Annotated in this window: 18 protein-coding genes and 1 tRNA gene; 7 read left to right on the top strand and 12 right to left on the bottom strand. The window is 58.6% G+C overall.

All coding sequences use genetic code 11. The features are described from left to right. Positions 1 to 56: 56 nt before the first annotated feature. Positions 57 to 2,930, bottom strand: a complete 2,874-nt coding sequence (locus NKH31_RS13375; RefSeq protein ID WP_254862292.1) for an oligosaccharyl transferase, archaeosortase A system-associated — start codon at positions 2,928 to 2,930, stop codon at positions 57 to 59. Positions 2,931 to 3,150: 220 nt separating this feature from the next. On the opposite strand from NKH31_RS13375, the gene aglG reads away from it, so the two are divergent. Next, complete coding sequence (aglG, locus tag NKH31_RS13370; protein ID WP_254862291.1) at positions 3,151 to 4,074, top strand: glucosyl-dolichyl phosphate glucuronosyltransferase; 924 nt, start codon at positions 3,151 to 3,153, stop codon at positions 4,072 to 4,074. 208 nt (positions 4,075 to 4,282) lie between these two features. Here aglG and NKH31_RS13365 read toward each other — a convergent pair whose 3' ends face one another. Then, positions 4,283 to 5,026 (bottom strand): class I SAM-dependent methyltransferase, encoded by a 744-nt coding sequence (locus NKH31_RS13365; RefSeq protein ID WP_254862290.1) that lies wholly within the window; start codon positions 5,024 to 5,026, stop codon positions 4,283 to 4,285. 259 nt (positions 5,027 to 5,285) lie between these two features. On the opposite strand from NKH31_RS13365, the gene NKH31_RS13360 reads away from it, so the two are divergent. Together NKH31_RS13360 and NKH31_RS13355 are read left to right on the top strand one after the other, a co-directional pair. Continuing rightward, on the top strand, positions 5,286 to 6,320 hold the full coding sequence (locus NKH31_RS13360; RefSeq protein WP_254862289.1) for a glycosyltransferase: 1,035 nt from the start codon (positions 5,286 to 5,288) through the stop codon (positions 6,318 to 6,320). 211 nt (positions 6,321 to 6,531) lie between these two features. Continuing rightward, positions 6,532 to 7,056 (top strand): DUF5817 domain-containing protein, encoded by a 525-nt coding sequence (locus NKH31_RS13355; RefSeq protein WP_254862288.1) that lies wholly within the window; start codon positions 6,532 to 6,534, stop codon positions 7,054 to 7,056. An 88-nt stretch (positions 7,057 to 7,144) separates the two neighbouring features. Here the strand turns inward: NKH31_RS13355 and NKH31_RS13350 are convergent, their stop codons facing one another. Together NKH31_RS13350 and thiC are read right to left on the bottom strand one after the other, a co-directional pair. Then, positions 7,145 to 8,125, bottom strand: a complete 981-nt coding sequence (locus tag NKH31_RS13350; protein WP_254862287.1) for a PhzF family phenazine biosynthesis protein — start codon at positions 8,123 to 8,125, stop codon at positions 7,145 to 7,147. Between the two features lie 122 nt (positions 8,126 to 8,247). Next, positions 8,248 to 9,693: a phosphomethylpyrimidine synthase ThiC gene (thiC, locus tag NKH31_RS13345; protein ID WP_254862286.1), complete on the bottom strand. Its 1,446-nt coding sequence runs from the start codon at positions 9,691 to 9,693 to the stop codon at positions 8,248 to 8,250. A 133-nt stretch (positions 9,694 to 9,826) separates the two neighbouring features. Between thiC and NKH31_RS13340 the strand changes: the two genes are divergently transcribed. Further along, on the top strand, positions 9,827 to 10,531 hold the full coding sequence (locus NKH31_RS13340) for a hypothetical protein (protein WP_254862285.1): 705 nt from the start codon (positions 9,827 to 9,829) through the stop codon (positions 10,529 to 10,531). Positions 10,532 to 10,537: 6 nt separating this feature from the next. On the opposite strand, the gene NKH31_RS13335 is transcribed toward NKH31_RS13340, so the two are convergent. The 4 genes from NKH31_RS13335 to NKH31_RS13320 all read right to left on the bottom strand — a co-directional run bounded on the left by NKH31_RS13335 (position 10,538) and on the right by NKH31_RS13320 (position 13,049). After that, complete coding sequence (locus NKH31_RS13335; RefSeq protein WP_254862284.1) at positions 10,538 to 10,948, bottom strand: CoA-binding protein; 411 nt, start codon at positions 10,946 to 10,948, stop codon at positions 10,538 to 10,540. Between the two features lie 110 nt (positions 10,949 to 11,058). Beyond that, on the bottom strand, positions 11,059 to 11,682 hold the full coding sequence (locus tag NKH31_RS13330; protein ID WP_254862283.1) for an RAD55 family ATPase: 624 nt from the start codon (positions 11,680 to 11,682) through the stop codon (positions 11,059 to 11,061). A 282-nt stretch (positions 11,683 to 11,964) separates the two neighbouring features. Then, positions 11,965 to 12,819: a geranylgeranylglycerol-phosphate geranylgeranyltransferase gene (locus NKH31_RS13325; RefSeq protein WP_254862282.1), complete on the bottom strand. Its 855-nt coding sequence runs from the start codon at positions 12,817 to 12,819 to the stop codon at positions 11,965 to 11,967. 50 nt (positions 12,820 to 12,869) lie between these two features. Continuing rightward, on the bottom strand, positions 12,870 to 13,049 hold the full coding sequence (locus NKH31_RS13320) for a DUF7511 domain-containing protein (protein ID WP_254862281.1): 180 nt from the start codon (positions 13,047 to 13,049) through the stop codon (positions 12,870 to 12,872). 117 nt (positions 13,050 to 13,166) lie between these two features. Here NKH31_RS13320 and NKH31_RS13315 point away from each other — a divergent pair. Next, positions 13,167 to 13,241 (top strand) — tRNA-Arg (locus NKH31_RS13315). 300 nt (positions 13,242 to 13,541) lie between these two features. After that, positions 13,542 to 13,949: a hypothetical protein gene (locus NKH31_RS13310; RefSeq protein ID WP_254862280.1), complete on the top strand. Its 408-nt coding sequence runs from the start codon at positions 13,542 to 13,544 to the stop codon at positions 13,947 to 13,949. Between the two features lie 80 nt (positions 13,950 to 14,029). On the opposite strand, the gene NKH31_RS13305 is transcribed toward NKH31_RS13310, so the two are convergent. The 4 genes from NKH31_RS13305 to NKH31_RS13290 all read right to left on the bottom strand — a co-directional run bounded on the left by NKH31_RS13305 (position 14,030) and on the right by NKH31_RS13290 (position 21,313). Beyond that, the gene (locus NKH31_RS13305) at positions 14,030 to 14,635 is read right to left on the bottom strand and encodes a 7-cyano-7-deazaguanine synthase (RefSeq protein ID WP_254862279.1); all 606 of its coding nucleotides are present in this window, start codon (positions 14,633 to 14,635) and stop codon (positions 14,030 to 14,032) included. Beyond that, positions 14,610 to 15,830 carry a PfkB family carbohydrate kinase gene (locus NKH31_RS13300; protein WP_254862278.1) on the bottom strand — a complete coding sequence of 407 codons (1,221 nt, stop codon included), beginning with the start codon at positions 15,828 to 15,830 and terminating at the stop codon, positions 14,610 to 14,612. Before NKH31_RS13300 ends, NKH31_RS13305 begins: the two co-directional genes overlap by 26 nt. Further along, entirely contained in the window at positions 15,827 to 16,789 is a 963-nt protein-coding gene (locus NKH31_RS13295; protein ID WP_254862277.1) for a hypothetical protein, read from the bottom strand. Before NKH31_RS13295 ends, NKH31_RS13300 begins: the two co-directional genes overlap by 4 nt. A gap of 567 nt (positions 16,790 to 17,356) precedes the next feature. Continuing rightward, complete coding sequence (locus NKH31_RS13290) at positions 17,357 to 21,313, bottom strand: helicase-related protein (RefSeq protein ID WP_254862276.1); 3,957 nt, start codon at positions 21,311 to 21,313, stop codon at positions 17,357 to 17,359. Between the two features lie 106 nt (positions 21,314 to 21,419). Between NKH31_RS13290 and NKH31_RS13285 the strand changes: the two genes are divergently transcribed. Further along, complete coding sequence (locus NKH31_RS13285; RefSeq protein WP_254862275.1) at positions 21,420 to 23,987, top strand: TrlF family AAA-like ATPase; 2,568 nt, start codon at positions 21,420 to 21,422, stop codon at positions 23,985 to 23,987.

Raw genomic sequence — 23,987 nt, 5'->3', positions numbered from 1 at the left:
TTCGATTGCACGTACGTCGGTCGGGGAACCGATCACTCGTCCATCAGCGGTATCGATCACTCGTCGTTCGTGTCGGCACCGTCCGCATCGTTTCCATCCCCGTTTTCGCCACCGTTGTCAGCGTCACCGTTCTCGTCATCATCTCCGCCTGCGTCACCGTTTTCGTCCGTCGCGTTATCGGCCCCATCGTCGATGAGGTCGTCGAAGTCGATCTCCTCGAAGTCGGAGACGGTGATCTCGTCGCCGTCGTAGATGGCCGGCTCCGGCACGTCGACTTCGCTCGAGTAGAAGGTCTCGCCGTCCTGGACGATGACCTGGTAGCTTCCGTTCGCCGTGACGGTCGACTCGGTGAATCCGTCTTCAGGACCGAGCGTCTCCTCGGTCGCGTACGGGACCGTCACCGAGAACCCACCGTCGTCTGCGATCTCGGCTTGCTGAGTGTAGACGAACGTTCGACCTGGTTCAGTCTCGAGTTCGAGTGAGGCTTCAACCGTGGCGTTTTCGACGTCGATCCCGTCGAATTGCCCGTCGAGCGTCGCCCCCTCGACTCGCTCGAAGGTCTTCACCGCGGACGCGAGGTGGGGTTCGTAGTACTCACCGCCGTAGAGCATCCCCTCGTCTCGGTGCTGATCGATGACCGGCTCGTGCTGGGCGGCTTCGTCCCAGCCGATACCGAGGTCAGTTCCCCAGAACGGGACGCCTCCCTGCTGGGTGGCAACGCCGGCAACCATCGCGAACCGGTCCGTCTCGTGGACCAGCCGGTAATTTTCCATCCCGTCGGCGTCCTCGAGATAAAGCGAGGCGACCTGGGTGTCGTAGAACTCGTCGTTGGCGGCGACGAACGTCTCTTCTTGGTCCTCGATGCCGATGTCGATCGGCTTCGGAGACGAATAGACCTCCGGATCTGGACCGGTCCACTGTGAAATCGCACCGAATTTCGAGCCCACCATCTTGTAATCGATCATCACGTAGGGCATCTGGTCGCCGCCTTCGACAGACTCCGGCGGCTCCTGGGTGAGGCCACCGGTGTCGTCGAGGCGCGGATCCTCACCCGTCGCGATCAGGTCGAGAACGCCGTTCGCCGTCGCCTCGTCGGGCGCCTGCAGGTAGGCCGACGACGAACGGGCGTGTTGCTGGAACGGATTCGAGTGTGGAATCCGCTCGGCCTGGGTGGTTATCAGGTGGCCGTAGTCCCACCACGACATCACCCCGTACGCGCCCTCGGGATACTCGAAGTTTCCATCGTCCGGGTAGCTATACCGTTCGTAGTAGTCGAGTTCGTCGTCGTGACCGGCCCCGTAGAGGTTTCCGGGTTCGGGCGTGTTCTCGGCCATGAACTCGTTAGCGTCCTCCCAGAGGATCGAGTCGTGGCTCGGGCCGGCTTGCTCGCCGACGTTGATCGCGTTGACGTCGTTGACCATCGGGGCGAACGGGACGAACAGAACCGTCAGCACGAGAACGATCGCGAGCACCTGGTAGGCGCCGACGTCAGAGACGCGGTCGGTGAGTCGAACATCGATCAGGTCGACGGCGACGCCGATCGTGTAACCGGAGACGATCGCGATCGGGAGGACGAAGTAGTACCAGAATCGCACCTGCGTCATCGCCATGCTGAGCAAGAACAGACTCCAGACGACGACGAGCGTGTGTTCGGCGCGGAATCGCTCGCCCATGACCGGACGGGCGACGAGCAAGACGAGTCCGATGATGAAGAGGTACAGTCCCATCCCGAACTCCCGAGTCGCGCGCGCAACGAACTCATCCGGCGGCTGGACCTCCTGGACGGTCAGGCCGGTCTCGGACGGTCCGATCGGCATGATTCGCGAGGTGAAGTTTCCGACGAGCGTCGAGTAGAGATCCGGAACGGCGACCCAGAGGACGAGCAGACCCCCGAGGGCGATGCCGACGATCGCACCCGGATAGTACGTTCGTTCGATGTCCCTGGCGTCCCACTCGCGTGCGAGCCAGGCCATGAAGAGACAGCCGATCGCAACGAGCGCGGAGACGGTCGGTTGGAGGAGTCCGAAGGAAGTCTCGCTCGTAAACGTAAAGACGTCGAGCATGACGAGCATGAAGAGCGTGGGGACGACCATGCTGATCACGCCGACGAACGCGACGTGATCCGGCGACACGCCGCGAAGGAATTCGATGCAGAGGTGGACGGCGAAGAACACGCCGAGGATGGCGACGAACATGACCGCCGGTGGCCAGGTCCAGAGATAGAGACAGAGTGCGACGCCGGCGAGTGCGCTGTACGTGGCCGGCTCTTTTAGCGGCTCCCACTCCCTGGCTTCGACGAGTTCCCAGATCGGCTTCTCTCGTTCGGCGACGCGAAGGGCGACGATGATCGCGAGCAGGGCGACCGCCATGAACAGCACCTCGGCGACGTGATGCTGGAACTGACCTGCGGTCGACCGTCTGAGAAACTCGCCCGGTGAGAGGGCGAGAAAGATGACGGCGACGAGTCCGGCGACGCGGCTGCCACCGGCGACCTTCTTTGCGATCAGGTAGACCGGGATCGCGACGAGGACGGCGAGAATCGGAACCACGATGAGTGCGGCCATCTGCACGTCGCTCTGGGAGGGGTCGCCGAGGCCGATGACCATCGCGACGGTGACAACGATGTGGTCGAAGAGCGTGCCGAACTGACCGACGTAGTTACCCGTCGGAAAGCCGGTGTACACCTCGAACGGCATCGATCGAGGATAGTTTTCTACCATCCAGTCGGTCGCTCGCCAGTGATACCACGAGTCGATTGCCGTGAACGTGACAGAGCCGTCGTCACGACGGAAAACCCCGTAGTTGAGTAACCGAACCCACAACATGAACACCATCAACAGTCCAACCAGGACGAGGTGTCCGTAGCGTTCTACGAACGCGTAGACGTCGTCGACCTGGAGGGCCGTCGCCTCAGCGGTCTCTCCACTCATTGAGCTACAGATTCGCCATCGGGTCAATAAGCCTTCTCCTTCGATGCGAGTTTCACACAAGCCGGTCAGCCTGAAAGTTACAGCATACAGACTGTACGACGGTAGATCGGTCGCCGATGAGGACCCGGATCGTCGTCAAGCATTACCATTGCCCCCTCGGTGTCCGAAACGTTCCCCCAATACGAACGATTTTTCTCGCTGGTGGCGCATGACAGGATCAATGGAAGTTTCGGTCGTCATCTGCACGTACACCCTCGATCGCTACGATGCGTTCGTCGAGAGCGTCGATAGCGTTCTTTCCCAGACGTACGACACGGTTGAGGTCGTCATCGTTGTGGACGGGTGTCCGGAGACGTACGAACGCGTCGAAGCAGATTTCGGCGGCCACTCCGACGTCATCGTCCATAATAACGAAACGAACCGGGGAGTCTCGTTCAGCCGGACGGTCGGTGCCGAGCTCGCCTCGGGTGAGGTGGTCGCATTTATAGACGACGATGCGGTTGCCGAGCGTGACTGGGTGAAGCGGCTTGTTCGCACGTACGAGGAGACCGACGCCGTCGCCGTTGGTGGCCGGATGGTGGGTGACTGGCTCGCCGGCAGGCCGTGGTATTTACCGAAACCGTTCGACTGGGTGGTAGGCGTAACGTACCCGGGATTTGCGGACCCGGGTGAAGAGGTTCGAAATACGTTCGAATCGAATCTCTCCTTTCGGAGGGACGTGTTTCTCGAACTAGGCGGGTTCAATCCGGCACTCGGCCCCGATGCGGATTCGTACAGCCACTCTGAGGGCGCCGAGATCGGCGTTCGTCTACAAGCGAAGTTCGGGAAAGGTGTCGTGTACGAACCCGATGCCGTCGTCGAACACAAGATCTTCGAGTACCGAACGTCGATCCGATGGTTACTCAGACGGGCGTTCGAACAGGGCCGCTCGAAACGTACTATGGCAACTGCTGTCGGCGGAAGTAGTGTGGAATCCAGTTACCTTCGCCAACTGTTCGTCGACTTTACCCCAACTCAATTGCGGCAACTCGCCAGCTCACCGTCAATTGCCAGTCTCGGTCAGCTCCTCATGCTTTACGTTTTCACTGTCGTCGTTGGATTCGGTTACGTATTCGAAGGTGCGTACCGTATCGTCCAGCGGTAGAACGGTCTCGAATGGGTCGTACTGTACACCTACGTTCAACAACAGGTCCGCCATATGTCGAGAATCTTACGCATTTAGATCGTCGCGGGTCCTCACAACCGTAGTCGGATACGGAGATCGTTTCTCGACCATCCGCCCTCCGCGCGAACGATCGCGCTCGCATCGATACAATCGCGTTTGGACCAATGTCGACACATCATGCCACACCTCACCGTCGCTGGATCGCCAATACGGCAATTCGACGTCCCCAACCCGTTCTGAGTGAAAAGAGACGGTCGAGCGTCCGATCGATGATCGACCGCTGATACGGAGAGACCGTCGTCGTGTGAACTCGATCGAATCCGTAGAGCTCCAGTAGTTCACGAAGCGCCCGGTACGTCGGCGCGTGAACGTGATTTAAAAAGGTATCAGAGTCATAAATCGGCAGACTGCCGACAGCGAGTTCGCGAGACAGCTCGACGTTTCGCGGCTGGAATCCAGTGAGGAGGGCTACCCGGTTCACCCAACTACCGAGATTAGGCGTCGAGAGCCACAACCAGCCGGAGTCGAGGATGCGAGCCGTCTCCGTAAAGAAGTGATCGTAGTATCGAAGGTGTTCGAGCAGGCCGAACGAGACGACGAGGTCGACCGAATCGTCGGCAAACGGAAACGGATCCGTTTCGACGTCCACGTCGAAAACATCAATTCCGCGGTCGGACGCGACGTCTCGCATCCCGTCGTCGAGTTCGATACCGTACACACTCGACGCCCCCAGGTGCTCACCAAGCGCCCGCGTTAGCCCGCCACGGTTACAGCCGACATCGACTATCGTCTCGATTTCGAGCTCTTCGAGCGCGGTCAGTTGCGGTCGTATCGCATCGAACGATTGGAGCGTCGAATTCGTCCGCACGTCCTCGTCCGTGAGGTGGCGGCGAAACGCCGGTGGTAACGCGGCAGCGTCGAAATCGCCCATGCGCTCGAATCAGACGGTGACGTGGTATAGCTACCGACTTCCGGTAGTCTTGACCGTTCGACTTCGGGCGACCAGGTGCTGATACCGAGGGAGCTACCACGCGGAACCGGACCGTATAAGGGGGAATCGAACGGAGCGTAAGACCGATGGATCGGACGCACCCAGATCACGCGGTGGCCGATAACGGGTCGCGAACGGACACCGCCGATCGCCTCCGACACGGGCGTGAATCAACGGAAGCCACTCGTTCGATCCGCCCATGAAGATCCTCTGGCTCCGACCGTCGAAAGGCGACAACATCAGCGTCCGCCGCGAGCGCATCGCGGAGGAGCTTCGAGAGCGCGGCTACGAGATCGACATACAGGACGCGACGGGGCGCGACGGTCTGACGGCGATCAGACGCGCACTCACCGGCGGTTACGACGTCATCGCCGGCAACGTCCGCGTTGGGCTCTACCTCGGCTACCCGCTCTCGGTCGTCCGACGGACGCCGTTTCTCGGCGACGTCAGCGACCCGATCTCGGACATCGACTCGCTTCCCGGTCCGCTCTTTCGATTCTTCGAGTGGTACGAGTGGCAGGCGTTAAAACGAGCGGATGCGACGGTGTTCGTCTACGAATCGTCGTTGCTGGAGGCCACTGAGCGCGGCATCACCGACGCCGTCAAGCTTCCAAACGCCGTCACCTTCGACCTGTTCGCCGATCCAGACGTGAACGCGATCTCGGAGTCGCAGACGATACTCGAATCAGACGGCGTCGACCTCGAAAAGCCGATCGCGATCTACATCGGCGTTCTCTCGCCGACCTACGGCATCCACGAATTGCTCGACGCGGCGGACATTACCCCCGAATGGGAGTTCGTCTTCGTCGGCGAGGGCCCGCTCGAGTCGACCGTCGCCGACGCGGCGACCGACCGCGAGAACGTCACGTACCCGGGAGCGTTCCCGTACGAGCTGATGCCCGGCTTTCTCCACCACGCCGATATCGGATTCTGTTTCAAAGACGCCGAGCAGCCGTTGAAGCTAAAGGAGTACGGCGCGGCCGGACTTCCGATCGTCGCTCGACGCGGCGAACTCGAACGATGGTACGACCCCGACGAGCTCCGCTTCGTCGAACTCGAGCCGACGGCGATCTCCGACGTACTGGCCGAGTTCCAGTCGGACCGAACGCAACGTCAGTCCTACGCCGCGGCCGGCCGATCGATCGCGCGAGAGGTAAGCTGGGAGGACGTCGCCGACGGGTACGATCGCCTCTTTCGTCGGATCGGGCCGACCGAGACGACGGAGTCCGGGTAGTCACGCCGTCGTACCGTAGCACATCGCCGTGAAGGTGGCCCATCGTCCTGAAGGGAGCCCCACCGCGTTACGAGACCTCGTCATCCTGAGACGGAGACGACGCAACCGCCGTCTGTCCGAGGACGCCTCGCGATCGAGGAGCTCGACCGCAGTTTCGGAAATCGGAACTCGAACCGTCGGCTTCAATTGGCTCGCACGCGCAGGCGGTATCATGTACGCGGTCGTCGGTTGTAGCGAGTGTTCTCACCTCTGGTTGATCGAAGGCCGATCGGAAACGACGACCTGCCCGCGGTGTGGCTCGCAAAAGCGCTACGAGCAACGTCGGGCGTTCGTCGAAACCGACGACGTCGATCATGCCCGCGAGGTCAGAGCGTCGATGCTCGCGAACCGACAGGGCGAAGGGGAGGCGTTCGCCTCGGTCGATTCGTTCGCCGACCTCGACGACGAGGTCGACGGCGGAGTCATCGACGACGCGGAGTACCTGGAGGGGTCGGGGCTCGATCCGGACGAAATCGACGCGGCCGGCGACCGGCGCGTTCGCGGATCGTCCGCACACGGTTCGCGCCGGGAGATCGTCGAGCGGGCGATCGAGACGCTCGACGAGCCGACGGAGTCTGCAATCGTCGACTACGCCGGCGACCGCGGCGTCCCCGCCGACGCGACGACGGCGATCGTCGAAAAACTCGTTCGCAACGGCGACGTAAGCGAGAGTCGCGGCACGTATCGGCTGCTCTGACGATCGAATTACTAGCGAACGGGTAATCGTACTGGGTACCGTATTGACGCGCTCTCCGCCGGTGGGCGTCGGAACACCCGACTCCTCCTCAGCCCTCGATGATGTCCGACTCGTCGGTCGGCGGGACGCGGAGTTCGCCAGTCATGGAGACGACGCCGCGGCCGCCGACGCGAACGCCGCCGTCGACGCGCACGCGGACGAATCCCGGCCTGTCGACGTAGTGGCCCTGTTCGAACCGGAGTTCGGTCGGTTCGGCGTCGTCGATCGAGACAGCAACACTGGTATCGCCGCCCGTCCCAGCCGTGACGGTGTCCGTCGAACCACCGGAAAACGCGCCGAAGCGTCTGAGATACGCGCCCGCCGCACCGCTGGCCGTCCCGGTGACCGGGTCCTCGGGGACGCCCGCCCCCGGCGCAAACATCCGGCCGTGGACCGTCGATTCCGACGAGAGCGCGTCGAACGTAAAGAGGTAGACGCCGGTAACGTCGAGTTCGTCGGTCAGTGTCTCGATCGCCGCCATATCGGGGTCGGCTCCGCCGACGTCCTGCAGGTAGGTGATCGGGACGACCAGAAACGGCAATCCGGTCGAGGCGACCGCGAGCGGCAGGTCGCGAGCGACCCCCTCCAGGGCCGCGACGTCGACGCCGAGCGCCGCGGCGACGCGATCGTACTCGAGCGAGACCTCGCGAACCGTCGGGGCGTCCTGCTCCATCCAGGCCGTCCCGTCCGCGTCGAGTTCGACGTCCAGGACGCCGACGTTCGTCTCGATCGTCGCCGTTCCGTCGGTGAGTCGGCCGGTTTCGCCCCCGGCGACCACCGATCCGATCGTCGCGTGCCCGCAGAGGTCGACCTCCTGGGTCGGCGTGAAGTACCGGATCCGGTAGTCGGCGTCGTCGCTCCGGGAGAGAAACGCCGTCTCGCTCGCGCCGAGTTCGTTCGCGATCGACTGACACTGCTCGGTAGTGAGCGCGTCGGCGTCGAAGACGACGCCCGCCGGATTGCCGGAAAGGGGCTCCTCGGCGAACGCGTCGACGAGTCTGACCGACACCGTCTCTGCTTGCTCGCTCATGTGGCGCTGAACGGGCGTCCGCGGTATAATCGTGGCGACCTCGGTCCTCGCCTGCGGCAGGACGGTAGTGAGAGACAACGGGCAGTCGAGGCGAGAGCGGTCAGGGCGATAGCGGCCCGTCGTTACTCGCGTGCGGGAGGACGGTCGGCCTCTGGACGCATTTGGGTGGTGTCGTCCGACGAGTCGGACGCCGAATTCCCGTGCGTACCGACCGGCGGCAAGTTCACCTCGGCCGCCGCGGAGTCGTCGAGATCCGTCTCCGCCCGTAACGCGGCGAGGTCGCCGGCCTCGCGTGCGTCCTGATCGATTCGCATCGAGCAGAACTCCACGCCGCACATCGAGCAAAAGCGTGCATCCGCGTAGTTGTCGCCGGGAAGGGTCTGGTCGTGATAGGAACGAGCGCGCTCGGGATCGAGCGCGAGAGAGAACTGCTCGGTCCAGTCGAACGCGTATCGCGCCTCCGAGAGGGCGTCGTCCCAGTCGCGCGCCCCCTGTTTGCCGGACGCGACGTCGCCGGCGTGGGCGGCGATCCGGTAGGCAGCGAGCCCCTCGCGAACGTCCTCGCGGTCGGGAAGCCCGAGGTGTTCTTTCGGCGTGACGTAACAGAGCATCGCGGCACCCTCCTGGGCGGCGATGGCCGCACCGATCGCGCTCGTAATGTGGTCGTAGCCGGGCGCGACGTCCGTCACCAGCGGACCGAGTACGTAAAACGGCGCGCCGTCGCAGACGCGTCGCTGGCGTTCGACGTTTTCTGCGATTCGGTCCATCGGAACGTGACCTGGGCCTTCGACCATCACCTGGACGCCGCGATCCCACGCGCGACGCGTCAGTTCCCCGAGGACGTCGAGTTCGGCGTACTGCGCGTCGTCGCAGGCGTCCGCCAAACAGCCGGGTCGGAGGCTGTCGCCGAGACTGAACGTCACGTCGTACTCGGCGAAGATCTCGCAGATCTCGTCGTAACAGGTAAACAGCGGGTTCTGTTCGCCGGTTTCTTCCATCCACTTCGCGACGATCGAGCCGCCGCGAGAGACGATCCCCGTCTTCCGTCCCTCGGTGAGCGGCAGGTGCTCGGCGAGAATGCCGGCGTGGATTGTCATGTAGTCGACGCCCTGTCGTGCCTGTTTTTCGATGACGTCTACGAGGAGTTCGCGCGTGATCGATTCGGGATCACCGGCCCGTTTGACGGCCTCGTACAGCGGGACCGTGCCGATCGGAACCGGCGAGTGATCGACGTTCGCTTCGCGAATCGAGTCGAGGTCGCTTCCGGTACTAAGGTCCATCACCGTATCCGCACCGTAGTGCACCGCAGTGTGCAGTTTCTCGAGTTCCTCGTCGGGATCGCTCGTCGTCTCGCTGTTGCCGATATTCGCGTTGACTTTCGTCGAGAACGCTCGGCCGATGATCATCGGATCGAGCGCCTCGTGGCCTCGGTTCGCCGGGATAACCGCCTCGCCCGCCGCGACCCGCTCGCGAACGAATTCGGCGCTCTGGTTTTCACGTTCGGCGACGCGTTCCATCTCCGTCGTAACCTGTCCGTTCCGGGCGGCCTGTAACTGCGTCCGTGGCATCGACCACTAGGTTATACTACTAGGTTTTATTTCTATCCCTTACTTTTGAACCGATTTCGATCGACGGTGGTGTAACCACGGTTCGCGACGGCGACTCCCGGATTATTTCTCACTCGTCGTTGTACAGAGCGACATGCCAGTACGCGCCGACGAATCCGACGCCGCGATGGACGTCGAACGCTTCGACGGAGGCTGTAGCTGGATCGCCCACCCCAAAGAGACGATGCAGCGAGCGAGTCACGCGCTCGCCGTCGACGACGGAGCGTGGCTGATCGATCCCGTCGATACGGATGGGCTGGACGAACTGCTCGCCGAGTACGGGGAAGTAGCCGGCGTCGTGGTCTGTCTCGACCGCCACTATCGCGACGCCGACGCCCTGGCACAGCGCCACGACGTCTCCACCTGGATTCCGGACTGGTTCGACGAGCCCGACGGCGAGTTCGACGCGCCGATCGAACGGTTCGGAGCGACACTGGCCGAGACGGGGATCGAATCGCACCCAGTCGTGAACCACCGATTCTGGCGAGAGGCGGCCCTCTACGACGCCGACCGGGAAATCCTGGTCGTTCCCGAGAGTCTCGGGACGTCGTCGTACTTCGTCACCGGAACCGAACGACTCGGGGTGCACCCGACGATGCGAGTCACTCCTCCCCGCGTCCCGCTGGCCGACTTCGTTCCGCGAGTCGTGCTGGTCGGTCACGGCTCGCCGGTGACCGAGAAGGCGACCGAGGCGCTCGTCGACGCGCTCGAAGGATCACGACGACGAGCGCCGCGGCTCTACGCGTCGACGCTCGGCGCACTCGGCTCGGCGGTGGTAGACGGCGCGCGTCGTCGGTGAACGGGGTCAGCCGTAGAGGCGGCGGTGCTCGACCTTCATACACCGGTCGGCGACGACGGTGAGCCCCGCCGCCTCGGCGCGCTCGAAGGCCGCCTCGTCGCGAATACCCAGTTGCGTCCAGACGACGCTGACGTCGTCGCGCTCGATCGCCGCGTCGACGATCGAAGCGACCTCCTCGCTCGGCCGGAAGACCGTCACCACGTCGATCGGTTCGCCGACGTCGGCGAGCGTATCGACCGCCTCGCGACCGAAGAGTTCGTCCGCGTTCGGATTCACGGGGACCACCTCGTATCCGTTCGCGTCGAGGTAGGCGGGTACCTCGTGGGCGGCTTTCCCCGGCGTCCGCGAACAGCCGACGACGCCGACGCGACGCAACCCGAGAATTTCTTGTACCGCTTCGTCGCTCTCGACTGGCATACGAGAGACTAAACGGCCGCAATGAAAACTCCCCGGATAGTACTGCTGGAAACGCACTGTTCACTCAGAACGGGCGACGCGGCCAACGACCGCAGAATAGATCGAACCCCTTACGAGAGCCCGGCCGTCCGGATAGTCGGTTCTCCGCCCTCACCCTCTTCGATCTCGACGACCACGTCGAACAGCTGCTTCAACGTGTTCATCGTCTGATCGTCGTGGGCGGTCGAGTCGATGACGCAGAGCCCGAGCGCGTCGGCGCTCTGAATCCGGCCGGTAAAGACGTGCAGGAAGCGAAACACCGTCTGGAGGTCCGAGTACATGAGAAGCGTCGAGACGGAGTGTAGCAAGATACGATTCTCGGTGAGCCCGCGGGCCTCGTAGAACTCCTGAAGGTACTCGGAGAGCTTGATCCCGATTCCCGTCATGTCGACGGGCGAGGAGGCATATCGAATGCGCGGATCGTCGTCGACGGTACCGATGCCGCGCTGTTTCGTCACACAGTCGACGACACCGATGTCCGGGTCGGTCACGTTCGTCCGCGAGGAGAACTCGTCTAAGATCTTATCGGCGCTGTCTTTCGTCGTGACGACGATCGATCCGTCGCCCCGTTCGGCACCGGTCGAAAGAATGTCGAGTGCGAGATCGCGCTTTCCAGTCAGTGGCGGACCCGCGATGAGTACGTTCGTCCCGGGATCCAGATCTGCTCCGGCGGTGACGTCTGCGAGGTCATACATGCCAGATACTCACTTCCTCTCGTCGTATCACGTCGGTCGGGGCTCGGCTGCCTATTGAAACAGATACGGGGAACAGGTTATATTCCTTTTGATTACACAGATGCCCGCACGGTAGTTTGGTCAGGAGATTACCGCTACGGCCGAACGAACGGCAATTTCGACTTCGACGGGTCGCTCGGTCCGCGACTCACGCCATCACCGCACCGACGTTTCGATCGGGTGTGTCTGAACCGCAACAAATCAGTGTGGCAACCATCCCGACCAGATCGCCACGTCGGGCGGTTAGATGGGCACGTCGACGTACATCGCGGCGCGGCCGACGATGAACGCGAGCGCCGCCAGAAACATTCCGTACTTGAGATAGGACTGACCGACCGCCGGATCACGAAAACTCGCCCTGGCGGCAAACAACATGTAGGCGGACGCGGGCACGACGACGACCAGGTAGGCCTCCGTGAAGTGTCCGAGCAGGTACGGAAGCGGGCTCGCGAGGATGGCCACGAGCAAAAACGCCGTCGCGACCCAGAGCGAGGTCCGCTCGCCGTAGGCGATCGGGAGCGTGTTCAATCCCTCCTTTCGATCGCCAGCGACGTCCTCGACGTCCTTTACGATCTCGCGACTCACCGTCGAAAGCGCGGCGAGAACGAACAACACGATCGCCGGCTCGACGTCCCCCGCTGCGGCCGCCCCGAAGAGAAACGTACTCCCGACGAGGTACGCCACCACGACGTTCCCGGCACCGGGCAACCCCTTGAACACCTGCGTGTAGCTGACGAGCGCGAGCAGATTGACCCCCGCGATCGCGATGGCGAGCCACGGCAACGTCAGAGCGAGGGCGACGGCGACGGCAAAACAGGCGATTGAGAACCACAATGACTGCGCCGGGGTGACCGCACCCCGCGGGATCGGGCGATTCGGCTTGTTGTGCGCGTCGATATCGCGATCGAAGTAATCGTTGATCGCGTTGCCCGCGCCCGTCCCGAGAAACGTCGCGACGGCCGCGGCCGTCACCACAACCGCCTCGGCCGGAAGCCCGCCCGCGACGAACCCGCCGATCAGCGTCAACACCGCCGCGGCGAACGAGTTGACCGGCCGTAACAGTTCCCACAACCCGCGACTCGTCTCGACGACCGACATGGCTCTGCCTGCTCAACGGGTCAGTAAAAATGGTCCGATCCGCGGCGACCCTATCGCCACTCGTCGAGCTCGCAGAGGAGATCGGCCTCGACCGAGAGCCACTGCGTGAGCCGCTGTTCTCCCTCGGCGTCGACCGGGACGGCTGTCCATACCCGCTCGTCGTCGGTGAGAAGCTCGAGCTCGTCGCGCTGTGCGACCGACCGACCAACGGATCCGTCGTGTACGGACATGGTAAAAGATACCAGACCGCCTACGGACTTAAACTGACCGAAGGAGCGATAGTCTGCCGCTATCCGTAGTCGACAAATCGAGTGACTTATACCCGACCACCCGGAACTACCCGCTGAGGGCGCTTAGCTCAGTCTGGACAGAGTGCTTGGCTTCGGACCAAGTTGTCGCGGGTTCAAATCCTGCAGCGCCCATTTGTTTTCTGGATGGTTGGGATCCAAGGGACGGCGGTGACTTGTTTATAAAGGAGTCACTCTGTGCGCCGTTGAGTTCGTTCGTTTGCCGAATGGGGTTCGTCGCCATCGTGCGGTTCGCTGGATACAAGATTGAGTCGGAATCACATAATGGTGCGGGTGGATGTCGGTCGAGGAACTATCCCACATTTGCAGCATCCGGGTTGAAAGTTTGGCGACCTTCATAGCACAGCAATTCCTTCATTAGAGCCACAGTGTGCCCATCGGAACACTAATAGAGCCGTTCTGAAAGTAGGGTCTATGGGTTCAGAAACATCCAACCCGGAATTTAAGCAGTGGAAAATCGAGGAGATTGTACGTGGAGACGACATTGACGTCTCAATAGAGGTCTATCTTGGTCTGTACGAGCACTACAACCGTGTCGGTCAGTTTCGATTCCAGTACAATCGAGGTGAAGACGGGGTCGGCCCTATCTACATACCGGGACGATGGGGGAGTTCGTTTGACGACAAGGACGCGGATCGGGATAACCAAGCTGCATTTGAAGCAGCACGGGCCGTCGCCGAGGAGACCGGAACGCGTGTAGAGATGTACGTTCATTCTCAGGAGTATCTTGACACCGTCTCTCGCGAGTCACTATCAAATCTAATCGGTAAAGTGGGGGAAGAGCGCGCTCGAGAAATCCTAAAAGAAGAAACAGAGGAGTAGAGGACGACGGTCGAAACGAGATGGTTTGCCAGTAGAAAATCATTCAGGGTGTGTAATTCGCGGCTGTGTCTGTGGGTGAACTAGAAAACGCGGCTGAGGACCCGTTGTCGTTTCTTACAACTGCCGCATTCGCCGCATGCGGCGTTCGATGCTGTACAAGAGTGAGTCCATCCGAGGAGTGATTCAGGGGGGTTCGCTTCGCGTACAAACTCTTCCGTTGTGCTATCTATTGCTGGAGCCTTAACCCGAAGGTTTCCTTCTTGAAATGATAGGAGAGAATCTATCAGCTCGAAGAACTCCTCCTTCCCATCAGCGTGATCTTGATCATCGGCAACTGCGCCGATCAATAGCCGATCTGCTCCTCGACGAACGACATCCATTGCGACTAGCGTGATCACGAGTTGATTCCGGTATGGCCACCATTCCGGAGCACTATTGAGCTTGGTCTCCCGCTTTCCTGCCATTGTACCAGCACCTAAACTTCTACAATCCACCTCGATGACTTCGTGCTCAAGATTCAGTTGATCGGCAATCTGTTCTGAGGCTTGAATCTCTGCGTCCGCGCAGCACTGTCCGTAATCAACAGTCACCGTGAGGTCCGGATTATGAGTATATGCGAGTGTCGCAGAATCGAGACCACCCGATAGTAATAGAACGGACTCAGGCATATGCCCTCCAGATTGCATGATAGACCGCCGAGGATAGATCCTCGTACACCTCACACCCAGATCCTAATAGCATAGTTTCACTGCTTGTCTCGAAATCATTCGTGTACCCGATAACCGGTGTTCCATCTTTCCGAGCATATCCTAACTCAAAGTGCGTTCCGGAATCCAAATGGTCCAATAACGCAAATACTAAATCTGCTTTCTCAATGGCGTCGAGATCCTGCTGCGCCACCTCCTCTGGACTATCGTATTCAGCAGCTCGACCAATATCGTGAGCGGGGGAAATCACTTCAACTCCCTCGCTCTCCAAGAGATGTTTGACTTCCTCAACAACGAACCGTTCGCCAATGTCGAAGAACGGCCCTGCCAGATATACCGTCGGAGGAGTAGCGTCTGGTGGGATGAATGTCGATGAACTAGTGTTGGGTACCGATTCGATGAGTTCTCGGGAAATGGGTAGATGGCGGTGCTTACAGTAGTATGCTGTCGCCTTCGAAGCGGTCAATGCAGCTTCTGCTGCAGATTCACCGTTTTCTGCCCACTCGCCAGCAAAGATAGCGCTGAACACATCCCCACTTCCAATTCCCCAAACGGACTCCGTCTGAAAAACCGGGATTCGGGTCGTTGTTCTTGGTGTCCTGACGATTGCCCCTTCCGCTCCCCGCTTGAGGACGACCACGTCTGCTGCAGTAGTACCTGCCATGAGTTCTGTAAAAATGGCCTCTACATCGTCTTCACTAGCTAGTTTCACAGCTTCGTCATAGTTCAGAACGAGGGCGAGTTCCTCGGCAGTCGAGCCGTTCTCAGAAAACGGAACAGGATCTGCTGATTGAGGATCATAGACTACGCGCTCACCGGACACAATTGCAGACCCTTCAAGGAGCCCAAATCGAAGGATTGCGTCTCCACTTATTCCTGAGAGTTCATAATTATAGTTGGATGCCTCTGGTGGAGAGAACACAGGATTTGAATGGTTATGCAGATAATCGAAGCTAACTGTCTCCGGAACTTCGGTTATGTGGACCCCGAAGTCAAACGTGGCCGCGTAAGTTTCGAGTGTCTCATTGTCGGCAGAGCCGATGCATGTGTGGAGTTGGTTACGAGAGGAAACGATAGTCTCGGTAGCCGCGGCTGCTCGTACACCTGATCCGAAGAATGCTGTGTCAGGAGGGAACTGGCACGTTTCGTGATACGCGCCACCTGCAATAATCATTCGTCCCCTGTTCCGTTCCGGATGTTGATTTTGCAATACTCCGGTGTAACGTCACGAACCTCTGCCTGGTATGATCGTCCTTGCTCAATACACTCTTTGAGAAGTTGAGCCCACGGCTCAGGAACGTCGCCGACTCTGGATTCGTCAGCTGTGACAACAAACACCTCTTCGCTCGTTGTTTCAACTGACAGGAATAGCTCCGGATGCAGCTGGTCCCGTACTGCAGTATTCACAGAGGTCAGATTGATGGCCTGGTGGACCAGGCACTTATTGGTCACTCGAACTTCGCATTTCCCACCATCGATATCAAGAATCCGAGCACGATATTGTCGCCCTTGTTCGATACACTCCTTCAATGTACTAACCCACGGTTCAGCGATGGCACCGATAGTCCTTCCTTGTGAATCTACAACACAAACCGCCTTCTCTTGAAAACGTACTGAACAGATATCCCCCTCAGTTGCATCTCCTAACGGTTCCGGGTTAGGCGAGTGGAGAAGTGTTAATTCTGCAATCAGGCATTCGTCTTCTTCATCATCGTCCTTGTCATCCTCTTCATCTTCTTCCTGATCATTGTCATCATTTTCAGTGTCCTCATCGTCTCTCTCTTCTTCATGCTCCACTTCACAATCTTCTTGACCGCTCTCATGCTCATCTGTTTTAGAGTCGGTATCTTCCTCCTCAGCCTCTGAATCATCCTCTTCAGGCGTGCCGTTAGGCCCTTCTCCAGGGTCCACTACTGATGCACCGATACCACCACCAGTTGCTGGTGAGCCCTCTGGAGTCGCTTCGTCGTCTGTTCCATTTGACTCATCAGACTGATCTCCGGTGGTCTCCTCTTCAGGATCTGGTTCGGGAGGAGGAACGCTACTAGATCCGTCTTCATCAGAATCCCCAGAACCTTCTCTCGATCCACCGTTACTAGACGGACGGTCATATCCGCCTCCTCCTCCACCCATAGTGTCGGTCTATTTGTATTAATAGCAATTAAGTGTATCGGGGGGATCGCAGAGTAGTTAGCCATCTTCGGCATTGGCCCAGCCAATATGTGGTCAAACCTCCTTTTCTCAACCGATGCCATCGAAACTCTCCTCAAATCCCTCCGTTTCGAGGATGTGTTCCATTGCGGACGGGTTGCGTTATTTGTCGTGACCTTAGTAACACTATGCTCTCGACTCAGAGTGATGAATTCGTTTAGTGCAGCCCTTGCAACGCCTTTTCCCCCAATGCATTTCCAATTTAACATGTTCTAGACATCCCGGAAGCCCCTCAATTGATCCTACGCGCTCACCATCCTATGGTGTTTAATTTAGTCTGATCTGCTATCTACAGCTACACTACCGGGCAGAAAGCCCCGAGACTCTCGAGGGCTACAGCTCGCTGCGGTCCCCGGCCTGCGTCCTGCGATCCTTGCGTCGCTTCGCACCTCGAGAGTCTCGCCCCTTTCAGTCCCGCCCGACGGCGGCCGACCGGTTTTCGCCTACCAAACACTCCCCTTCGAAACGATAATTTTCAGTTTTCCCGAATCAGTTGCTTAGAGAGCCACTAACGGGTAGAACCTCCCGCTGCTCTCGAGTGCTTAGGTACGTTTCATTCCAGGCAAAGAGAATGTCGGCTTCTAACGCTTCTTTGGTTATCCCGTCATCGTCGAGCATCGCAATTGCACCGTTACGAGCCCAGCCACAGACAACTGGGAGACCGTCGTGCTCTTGGCGTGGTACGATCTGCTTCGATAACCGATTTGGTTCCTCGCACGTTTCTTCGATCGAAGTGATGAGTTGGTCGAGCAAGGGATTCCCTGGAGCGAGATAGTGAATCGAAGGGAAGGCGTCGGCGCACTCGGCTGAGAACGTAACAGCAATCGCATTCGATTCCGGAGCGATAACTCGCGCAATTGTTTGCTCTCCGTCTGACTCCGGCACTTCGAGCTCGCCAAGTTGAAGTCGATAGGTCGAACGTTCGAAATCGAACCCATCCATCGACTCTCCGTCAGTTGCAGTGAGATTCAGCTCCTCAACTGGCGTCAACGAGATCCCGATCTCTTCGAGCCACTTGTTCCCGACGAGGACCGCCTCAAGTGCGTCTGCCGTGTATGGGATGGGATAGGTGTAATCTTCGTCCCCAACGTCTTCGATGTCTGGGTGTGCGTACGACTGCCAGGCGTCCAGCTTCGCCTCGTCGATGACGTCCTGTTCGACGAGTTCATCGACGGTTTCCAGTGACTCTCTGACTTCGACACGATCACTCTGTTCCTGCTGGTCGATCTTGGTAGAGAGTTCCTGATCAGCTTCTTCGACCGCCGTACCACTTTCGTCTCGATCAGTTTCCAGGGTTGCAGAGCGGATCTGACTACTAACACCGGATAGAATCGGCTGCATATCACCAACGACGTTTTCGAAGAGGCCAATCCTGGCGTCTAGACGTTCGTAGATATCCGTCTCAACCGTGTCCTCGTAACTGTAGTTGAGTATCGTCACTTCGGGGAACTCCTGGCCAATACGATCGATACGCCCGATACGTTGTTCGACACGCATCGGGTTCCAGGGCAGATCGTAATTTATCAGCGCACCACACTCCTGGAGGTTCAGTCCCTCGCTGGCGGAATCGGTACAGACGAGGATCTCGACCTGACCGCCTTCAGCTGCGAACTCCCGCTTGACACGTTCCTTGCCGACTTGCACCCAGCTCTCCGTATCGCTATCGTAGATTTCGCCACCACGGCCGGAGTAGGTCGCAACCGTCTCACCGTGAACAGACAGAAGACCCTCTCGGATGAAGTCCATCGTATCGGTGTACTGTGTGAAGACGATCGCCCGATTGTGACCTTGGCGAGTCAGTTCGTCGAGATCAGCTTTGAGCTGGCCGATTTTTGGATCCTGATTGATCTCGGCTAGCACGTCGACGAACGACTCCAGTTCCTCGATCTCCTGTTCCAGAAGATGCAACCCCTCGTCCGTCACGTTCGGGATGATCTCCGAGAGGTCTGCATCCTCGAGGTCGCCATCGAGCTCGTCGAGGGCATCTATGTCGTCGAGATCGTACTCGGTAAGCGTCTCGAGTATTACCTGTTGGGAGTCCCCATACGATCGGTCTTCGGCTCGTTTCCGCCCCTCCAGGACTGCTTTCTGACTGCGGAGCTTCTCCAGGCGGGTCTGGAGGCTCTGTGAGATAGCGTAGACGCTACTAGTCAGTCGCTGACGATACGTGGTCATCACGAAGCCGATTGCGCGGGACTCGGCCTCGTCGGACTGCTGGGCGAGCTTGTAGAACTTCCGAGTGTACTCGTCGATACGGTCGTACACCTCCCGAGTCTCATCCGTGAGTTCGATCTTGCGCTGGTCCGGATCGCGATCCGGAACCGTCGTGTCGAGAAGGCCCACGCGTTCGTACTTTCGCAGCGTATCCCGGGTGTTGCGATGGATGAGCGCATCGACCGGCGTCGACGAGGCGAAAACGTCCTGGACGACCTGCCAGCCCGCCTCGGTGAGTTCGTCCAGCGCGTTGAGCCGATCGTTCCGGGACGGCGTGAGCCACTCCTCTTCGGCCTTCCAGTCGGGATAGAGGAGGAACTTGAGCTTCTCGTCTTCCCTCGCGTTGTACGGATCGACGTCGTGGTCCGCCAGTGCTGCTTCGAACGTGTCGATATAGCCGTCGTAGTGCTCGCCGTACTCACTGGCGAGATCACAGGCCCGCAGGAGGCATTGTTTCGCAATCGACCGACCTTGTTGATCGTCACTGATTTCGAGTTCGGTAGCGACAGCGTCGAGGATGCGATCCGAGAGGCTTCGATCTCCCGCAAGTCGGTCCTGGTAGTGGCCTTCCGTGAGCGTAGCTTGGGCAGACCACGAATCGTCGGCAGTAGATCCACCGGCGTCTCCGTGTACGGCATCGATCGCTGCCGACAGGGCGCGTCTGGTCTCGAAGAACTCGACGAACGCGTCCTGATCGTCCCACGCACCGGGAAGGTCCAGCAAGGCCATCAGGTCGTACAGCTCACCCGTATGCAGCTGCATCGGCGTCGCGGTCAACAGATAGTAGGTCTGGGTGTGATCCCGGAGCCGTTCGAGCATCGAGTAGAAGTTGCTACCCTTGCGGCCGTTGTGTGCCTCGTCCACGACGACGGCGTCCCAGACCCCTTCCCTGTTCGTTCTCGGTCGTCCGCGACAACTCGCTGGGACGTCAGCTCGTGTCCGAACTCGTCCGTTATCTCGTGGCGCAACCTGGTCCCACCGGCCTTTCAAGCGAGCGGTGTGCCAGGACATGATGACGACCGCGGGGCCGTCCCTATCCTGGTCGGTCTGGTGATCGTGGAGGAACCGCCAGATCGGACTCTCGACCCACGCCTCCTCGCATCTATTTTCGTCGAGATCGAGATCGGCTGGATCCGGCGGCGAATGCTCTCGATCAAACGCGTCGATGAACGCGTACTCGTAGTCGCTCCCTCGGTCGTACCGATACGCGTTCAGGTTGAACTTCTCCCAGAGCTCCTCCTGCCACTGGACGGGCAGGCTCGCCGGAACGAGCAGTAGTCCGGTGTCGAGTTCCTCAGTGAGACCGAGCCTGGAGAGCGTGAGACCAGCTTCGATCGTCTTCCCGAGCCCGACTTCGTCACACAGCAAAAAGCTATTCGGGTAGGTGTTGACGAGGGTATCGGAGACGACGCGCTGGTGTGGCCACGGCGTGATCGTGCTGGCTTCTTCGGCGAGTGCGAGACCACCTGGAGAAAGGTTGCCGTCTGCGATGATATTCGCTTTGTCCCGCTCGGTCAGCGGGGCCTCTCCGCGAGCGATCTGGATCGCCTTCTCGAGTTGCGCGTCTGATTCGGGATCCTTCCAGTCGATAAGTTCCCGTTCGATCGCCTCGGGGAGGTCGTGTACTTCGACGTACGGATGCTCGTCGGACCAGAGTTGATCAAACGTCTCGATATCGGCCTCGACGTACGATTGTTGTTCGTCGATCCACGAGCAGTGAACCTTGAAGCGCTCGTAATTCTCCTGCCAGCCGCCGATCGTCTCGTTGATGCTTCCCTCGAAGGAGAGCGCGTTCTCGTCATCGTCGTGGAAAATCCCAACCTTCGGATGGAAGATACGCCAATTCCCCTCTCTGGGGATCGCGACTTTGATGTGGAGCCGTTCTTCGCGGAGGAGTCGAGCGAGGAGCACCAGTTGAGCGTTCAACCTTTCGTCGTCGAGTTCCTCCAGCGAGTCCTCTAGTTCGTCAGTGAGCGCCTCAAGGACCGGGCGGTCCGTTTCGTACAACTCTGCACCAACGACAAGACGCATCTCACCATCGTTCTGAAGAAGAGATTCGATTCCTCGCGAAGCGACTGCGAGAGCACTGCTCGAGAAGTAGCCAGCGATTCGATCGTAACGTACGCTGCGTTCCAGCGCGGGGACGTAGAAGTCCTCGACGAGGTGGGAACCGGCCCCGTCGTGTCGGCTCTCGTAGATTGAATCCCAGGTGTAGGACAGAAGCGAGGACATTTATCGTGGTTGTAGTCTTGTTTTCCCGGTTCACTTATAACCATAGATAGATCCAATCGCCAAATAGGCCGGCATAATTATATGTTCGGGTTATAATCAGGTACCAATGGTTACGTTCGATACTTCGGGGGGAGCACGATTCATCAAAGCAGACCTTCACGTACACAGTCCAGGCTCGTACGACTACGAGGACAATGTCAGTGCTGAGGAATTGGTAGATGCATTTGAAGAGAAGGGGCTTGAACTGGTCGCAGTGACGGACCACAACACTGCCGAGTATTACGATAAACTGGCAGCGGCAGCCGAAGGGTCCTCAGTTACGGTGCTTCCAGGTGTCGAAATAACGACCGGACAGAGCGGTGAGCACCAAATTCACATGACTGCGATTTTCCCTCCGGAACAAGCTGATGCTATCGACAACCTTCTGTATGAAATTGGAGTGGAGGGTGAGCCAGAGGAGGCGATTGCTGATAAAACGATACCAGGAATTTGTGACGCAGTTCGCGAGTTTGATGGACTTCCGATACTCGCCCATATTGATGCTAACGCTGGGGCGCACCACGAACTTTCGAAGCGGAAGAATCCAACTCGTCAGAACGTTTTTGATAATGAGAAGGTTACAGCGCTGGAAATCATCTCTCTCGAGACGGAATCCGAATTCCCAGAGTTTACCCACATTCGCTCCTCTGATGCACATTCACTCTCCCAGTTGGGACGGGGTTACACCTACCTCAAAATGAGTACACCATCGTTTGAGGGGTTGCGGACTGCACTCTCCGATCCGGAATCAAGGGTTTCTCTCGAAGGCAAGCACACAACTCACCCGAGTGTTGATGGTCTGCTGGTCGAAGACGGGTTCCTACAGAATCGTCACCTTCAATTCAACAAAAATCTGAATTGTTTGATAGGTGGGAAAGGGACGGGGAAGTCATCGGTGATAGAGCATATCAGATACGCACTAGATATCGAGCCCCGATCAGAGACGATCGAGAAGGAGTTCCGAGGGTTAATTCGCTCCACATTGGGAGACAGTGGCGAGGTTCAGGTCTTGCTCACGGGTAACAACGGTGATCAGTACATGATCAGTCGAGAGTACGGCGAAGAACCTGAAATCAAGCGAGTTCCGGGCGGTGACTCGAGTGAGCCCCAGAAGATAGAGATACCAATCGAGCAATTTCGAAGTGAATTCTTCGACGTTGAAATCCATAGCCAACGCGAGCTCCTCGAAATAGCTCGGAATCAGACAGACCAGCTAGACCTATTAGATTCGTATTTCGACATCGGTGAGCCGCAGAACCAGCGAGAATCTGTGAAGCAACTGATCAAGGAAAAATCGAGAGAGATCGCTAGCCTAGAGGAGAGGGTAGCGGATCTCGAGGAGAAAAAACACCGGTTCGATACGCTCGAGCAGCAAGTCGAGGTGATGAAAGAGAAGGGTGTTGTGAGGTTCGTCGAAGGACAAGAGGAGTGGGAACGAGAGCGCGCTAGTCTCGCTAATACGGTAAGCGAATTCGATGAATTAGAAGAGATCGTCGACACATTGGATCTGGCGGGAATTGTGGACGTAATCGAGGTTGAAGAGGGACCGAATGATGGCCTGCTCACTTCTGCTCAGAAAACGATCCAATCGTTGAATGAGGAACTGAACGACCAGCAATCGAAGCTGCTGAATACGGTCGAAGAGGCCCGAGAGGAAATTGATCGAATACGGAGAGAATGGAACGAGGCAAATGAGGAGCGGGAAGCCAAGCACGAAGAGCTCGCTGACGAGATCGAGGATGAAATAGGAGTCGACATCGAGGAATTTTTCTCCAAACAGACAGAGATGGAGAAGCTTCGCGGGATTGGAGACGAGTTGGAGGAAGAACAGTCGAATCTTGAGGATGCAAAAGCAAAAAAGGCAGAGCTGTTCGAACAACTTGAAGAAGCACGCCAGAAACTGACTGAGGCGAGACAGAGGGGCGTTACATCACTCAACGGGGAACTGAACGATGTCCGTGTTTCGCTCCAGCCTCGCGCAAATCGAGCAGAGTACACCGGTTGGGTGAACCACGTTCTCGAAGGCTCCAGAGTCTACACGAGCGACAAAGAACAAATCACGGCAACCTTCGATCCACCGGAGCTCGCAGAGATCGTTCGGAATGATGATGCAGAGCTGTTGCTCAAGAAGACCGATATCAGCCCTACTGGTGCGAAAAACTTTGTTACTCACGACGACCTGAACGAGCAGCTCGTCAAATTAGAGCTGCTAGAAATACGAGATCTGCCCGTCATCGAGCTCAACGACGGAGGATGGAAAGAACTCTCAGAAATGTCAGATGGCCAGCAGTGTACGGCGCTACTCTCAATCATAATGGTTGAGCGAGACGTGCCATTGATAATCGACCAGCCGGAGGACATGCTAGATAACAAGTTCATCTTCACAGAAGTCGTTAAACTTATTCGATCGATAAAGCACGATCGACAGATCATTTCTGCCACTCACAACGCAAACATTCCAGTACTCGGTGATGCAGAGCAGATCATCGTCATGAAATCGAACGCCACAGCTGGTTTCTATCGGAGATGCGGATCTATCGATGACGAGAAAGTAAAACAACTGGCCCAGAATATCCTCGAAGGCGGTGAACAAGCGTTCAAACGTCGAAACGAGAAGTATCGGCGAACAGTGTAA

This window comes from Halovivax gelatinilyticus, from assembly GCF_024300625.1.
Classification (GTDB): Archaea; Halobacteriota; Halobacteria; order Halobacteriales; family Natrialbaceae; genus Halovivax; species Halovivax gelatinilyticus.
Note: the sequence above shows the minus strand (reverse complement) of the source record. Positions and strands in the feature narration are given on the sequence as shown.

Coding starts and splice junctions, on each gene's coding strand:
- NKH31_RS13375 (WP_254862292.1), bottom strand. CDS start 2,930: ATGAGTGGAGAGACCGCTGAGGCGACGGCCCTCCAGGTCGACGACGTC.
- aglG (WP_254862291.1), top strand. CDS start 3,151: ATGGAAGTTTCGGTCGTCATCTGCACGTACACCCTCGATCGCTACGAT.
- NKH31_RS13365 (WP_254862290.1), bottom strand. CDS start 5,026: ATGGGCGATTTCGACGCTGCCGCGTTACCACCGGCGTTTCGCCGCCAC.
- NKH31_RS13360 (WP_254862289.1), top strand. CDS start 5,286: ATGAAGATCCTCTGGCTCCGACCGTCGAAAGGCGACAACATCAGCGTC.
- NKH31_RS13355 (WP_254862288.1), top strand. CDS start 6,532: ATGTACGCGGTCGTCGGTTGTAGCGAGTGTTCTCACCTCTGGTTGATC.
- NKH31_RS13350 (WP_254862287.1), bottom strand. CDS start 8,125: ATGAGCGAGCAAGCAGAGACGGTGTCGGTCAGACTCGTCGACGCGTTC.
- thiC (WP_254862286.1), bottom strand. CDS start 9,693: ATGCCACGGACGCAGTTACAGGCCGCCCGGAACGGACAGGTTACGACG.
- NKH31_RS13340 (WP_254862285.1), top strand. CDS start 9,827: ATGCCAGTACGCGCCGACGAATCCGACGCCGCGATGGACGTCGAACGC.
- NKH31_RS13335 (WP_254862284.1), bottom strand. CDS start 10,948: ATGCCAGTCGAGAGCGACGAAGCGGTACAAGAAATTCTCGGGTTGCGT.
- NKH31_RS13330 (WP_254862283.1), bottom strand. CDS start 11,682: ATGTATGACCTCGCAGACGTCACCGCCGGAGCAGATCTGGATCCCGGG.
- NKH31_RS13325 (WP_254862282.1), bottom strand. CDS start 12,819: ATGTCGGTCGTCGAGACGAGTCGCGGGTTGTGGGAACTGTTACGGCCG.
- NKH31_RS13320 (WP_254862281.1), bottom strand. CDS start 13,049: ATGTCCGTACACGACGGATCCGTTGGTCGGTCGGTCGCACAGCGCGAC.
- NKH31_RS13310 (WP_254862280.1), top strand. CDS start 13,542: ATGGGTTCAGAAACATCCAACCCGGAATTTAAGCAGTGGAAAATCGAG.
- NKH31_RS13305 (WP_254862279.1), bottom strand. CDS start 14,635: ATGCAATCTGGAGGGCATATGCCTGAGTCCGTTCTATTACTATCGGGT.
- NKH31_RS13300 (WP_254862278.1), bottom strand. CDS start 15,830: ATGATTATTGCAGGTGGCGCGTATCACGAAACGTGCCAGTTCCCTCCT.
- NKH31_RS13295 (WP_254862277.1), bottom strand. CDS start 16,789: ATGGGTGGAGGAGGAGGCGGATATGACCGTCCGTCTAGTAACGGTGGA.
- NKH31_RS13290 (WP_254862276.1), bottom strand. CDS start 21,313: ATGTCCTCGCTTCTGTCCTACACCTGGGATTCAATCTACGAGAGCCGA.
- NKH31_RS13285 (WP_254862275.1), top strand. CDS start 21,420: ATGGTTACGTTCGATACTTCGGGGGGAGCACGATTCATCAAAGCAGAC.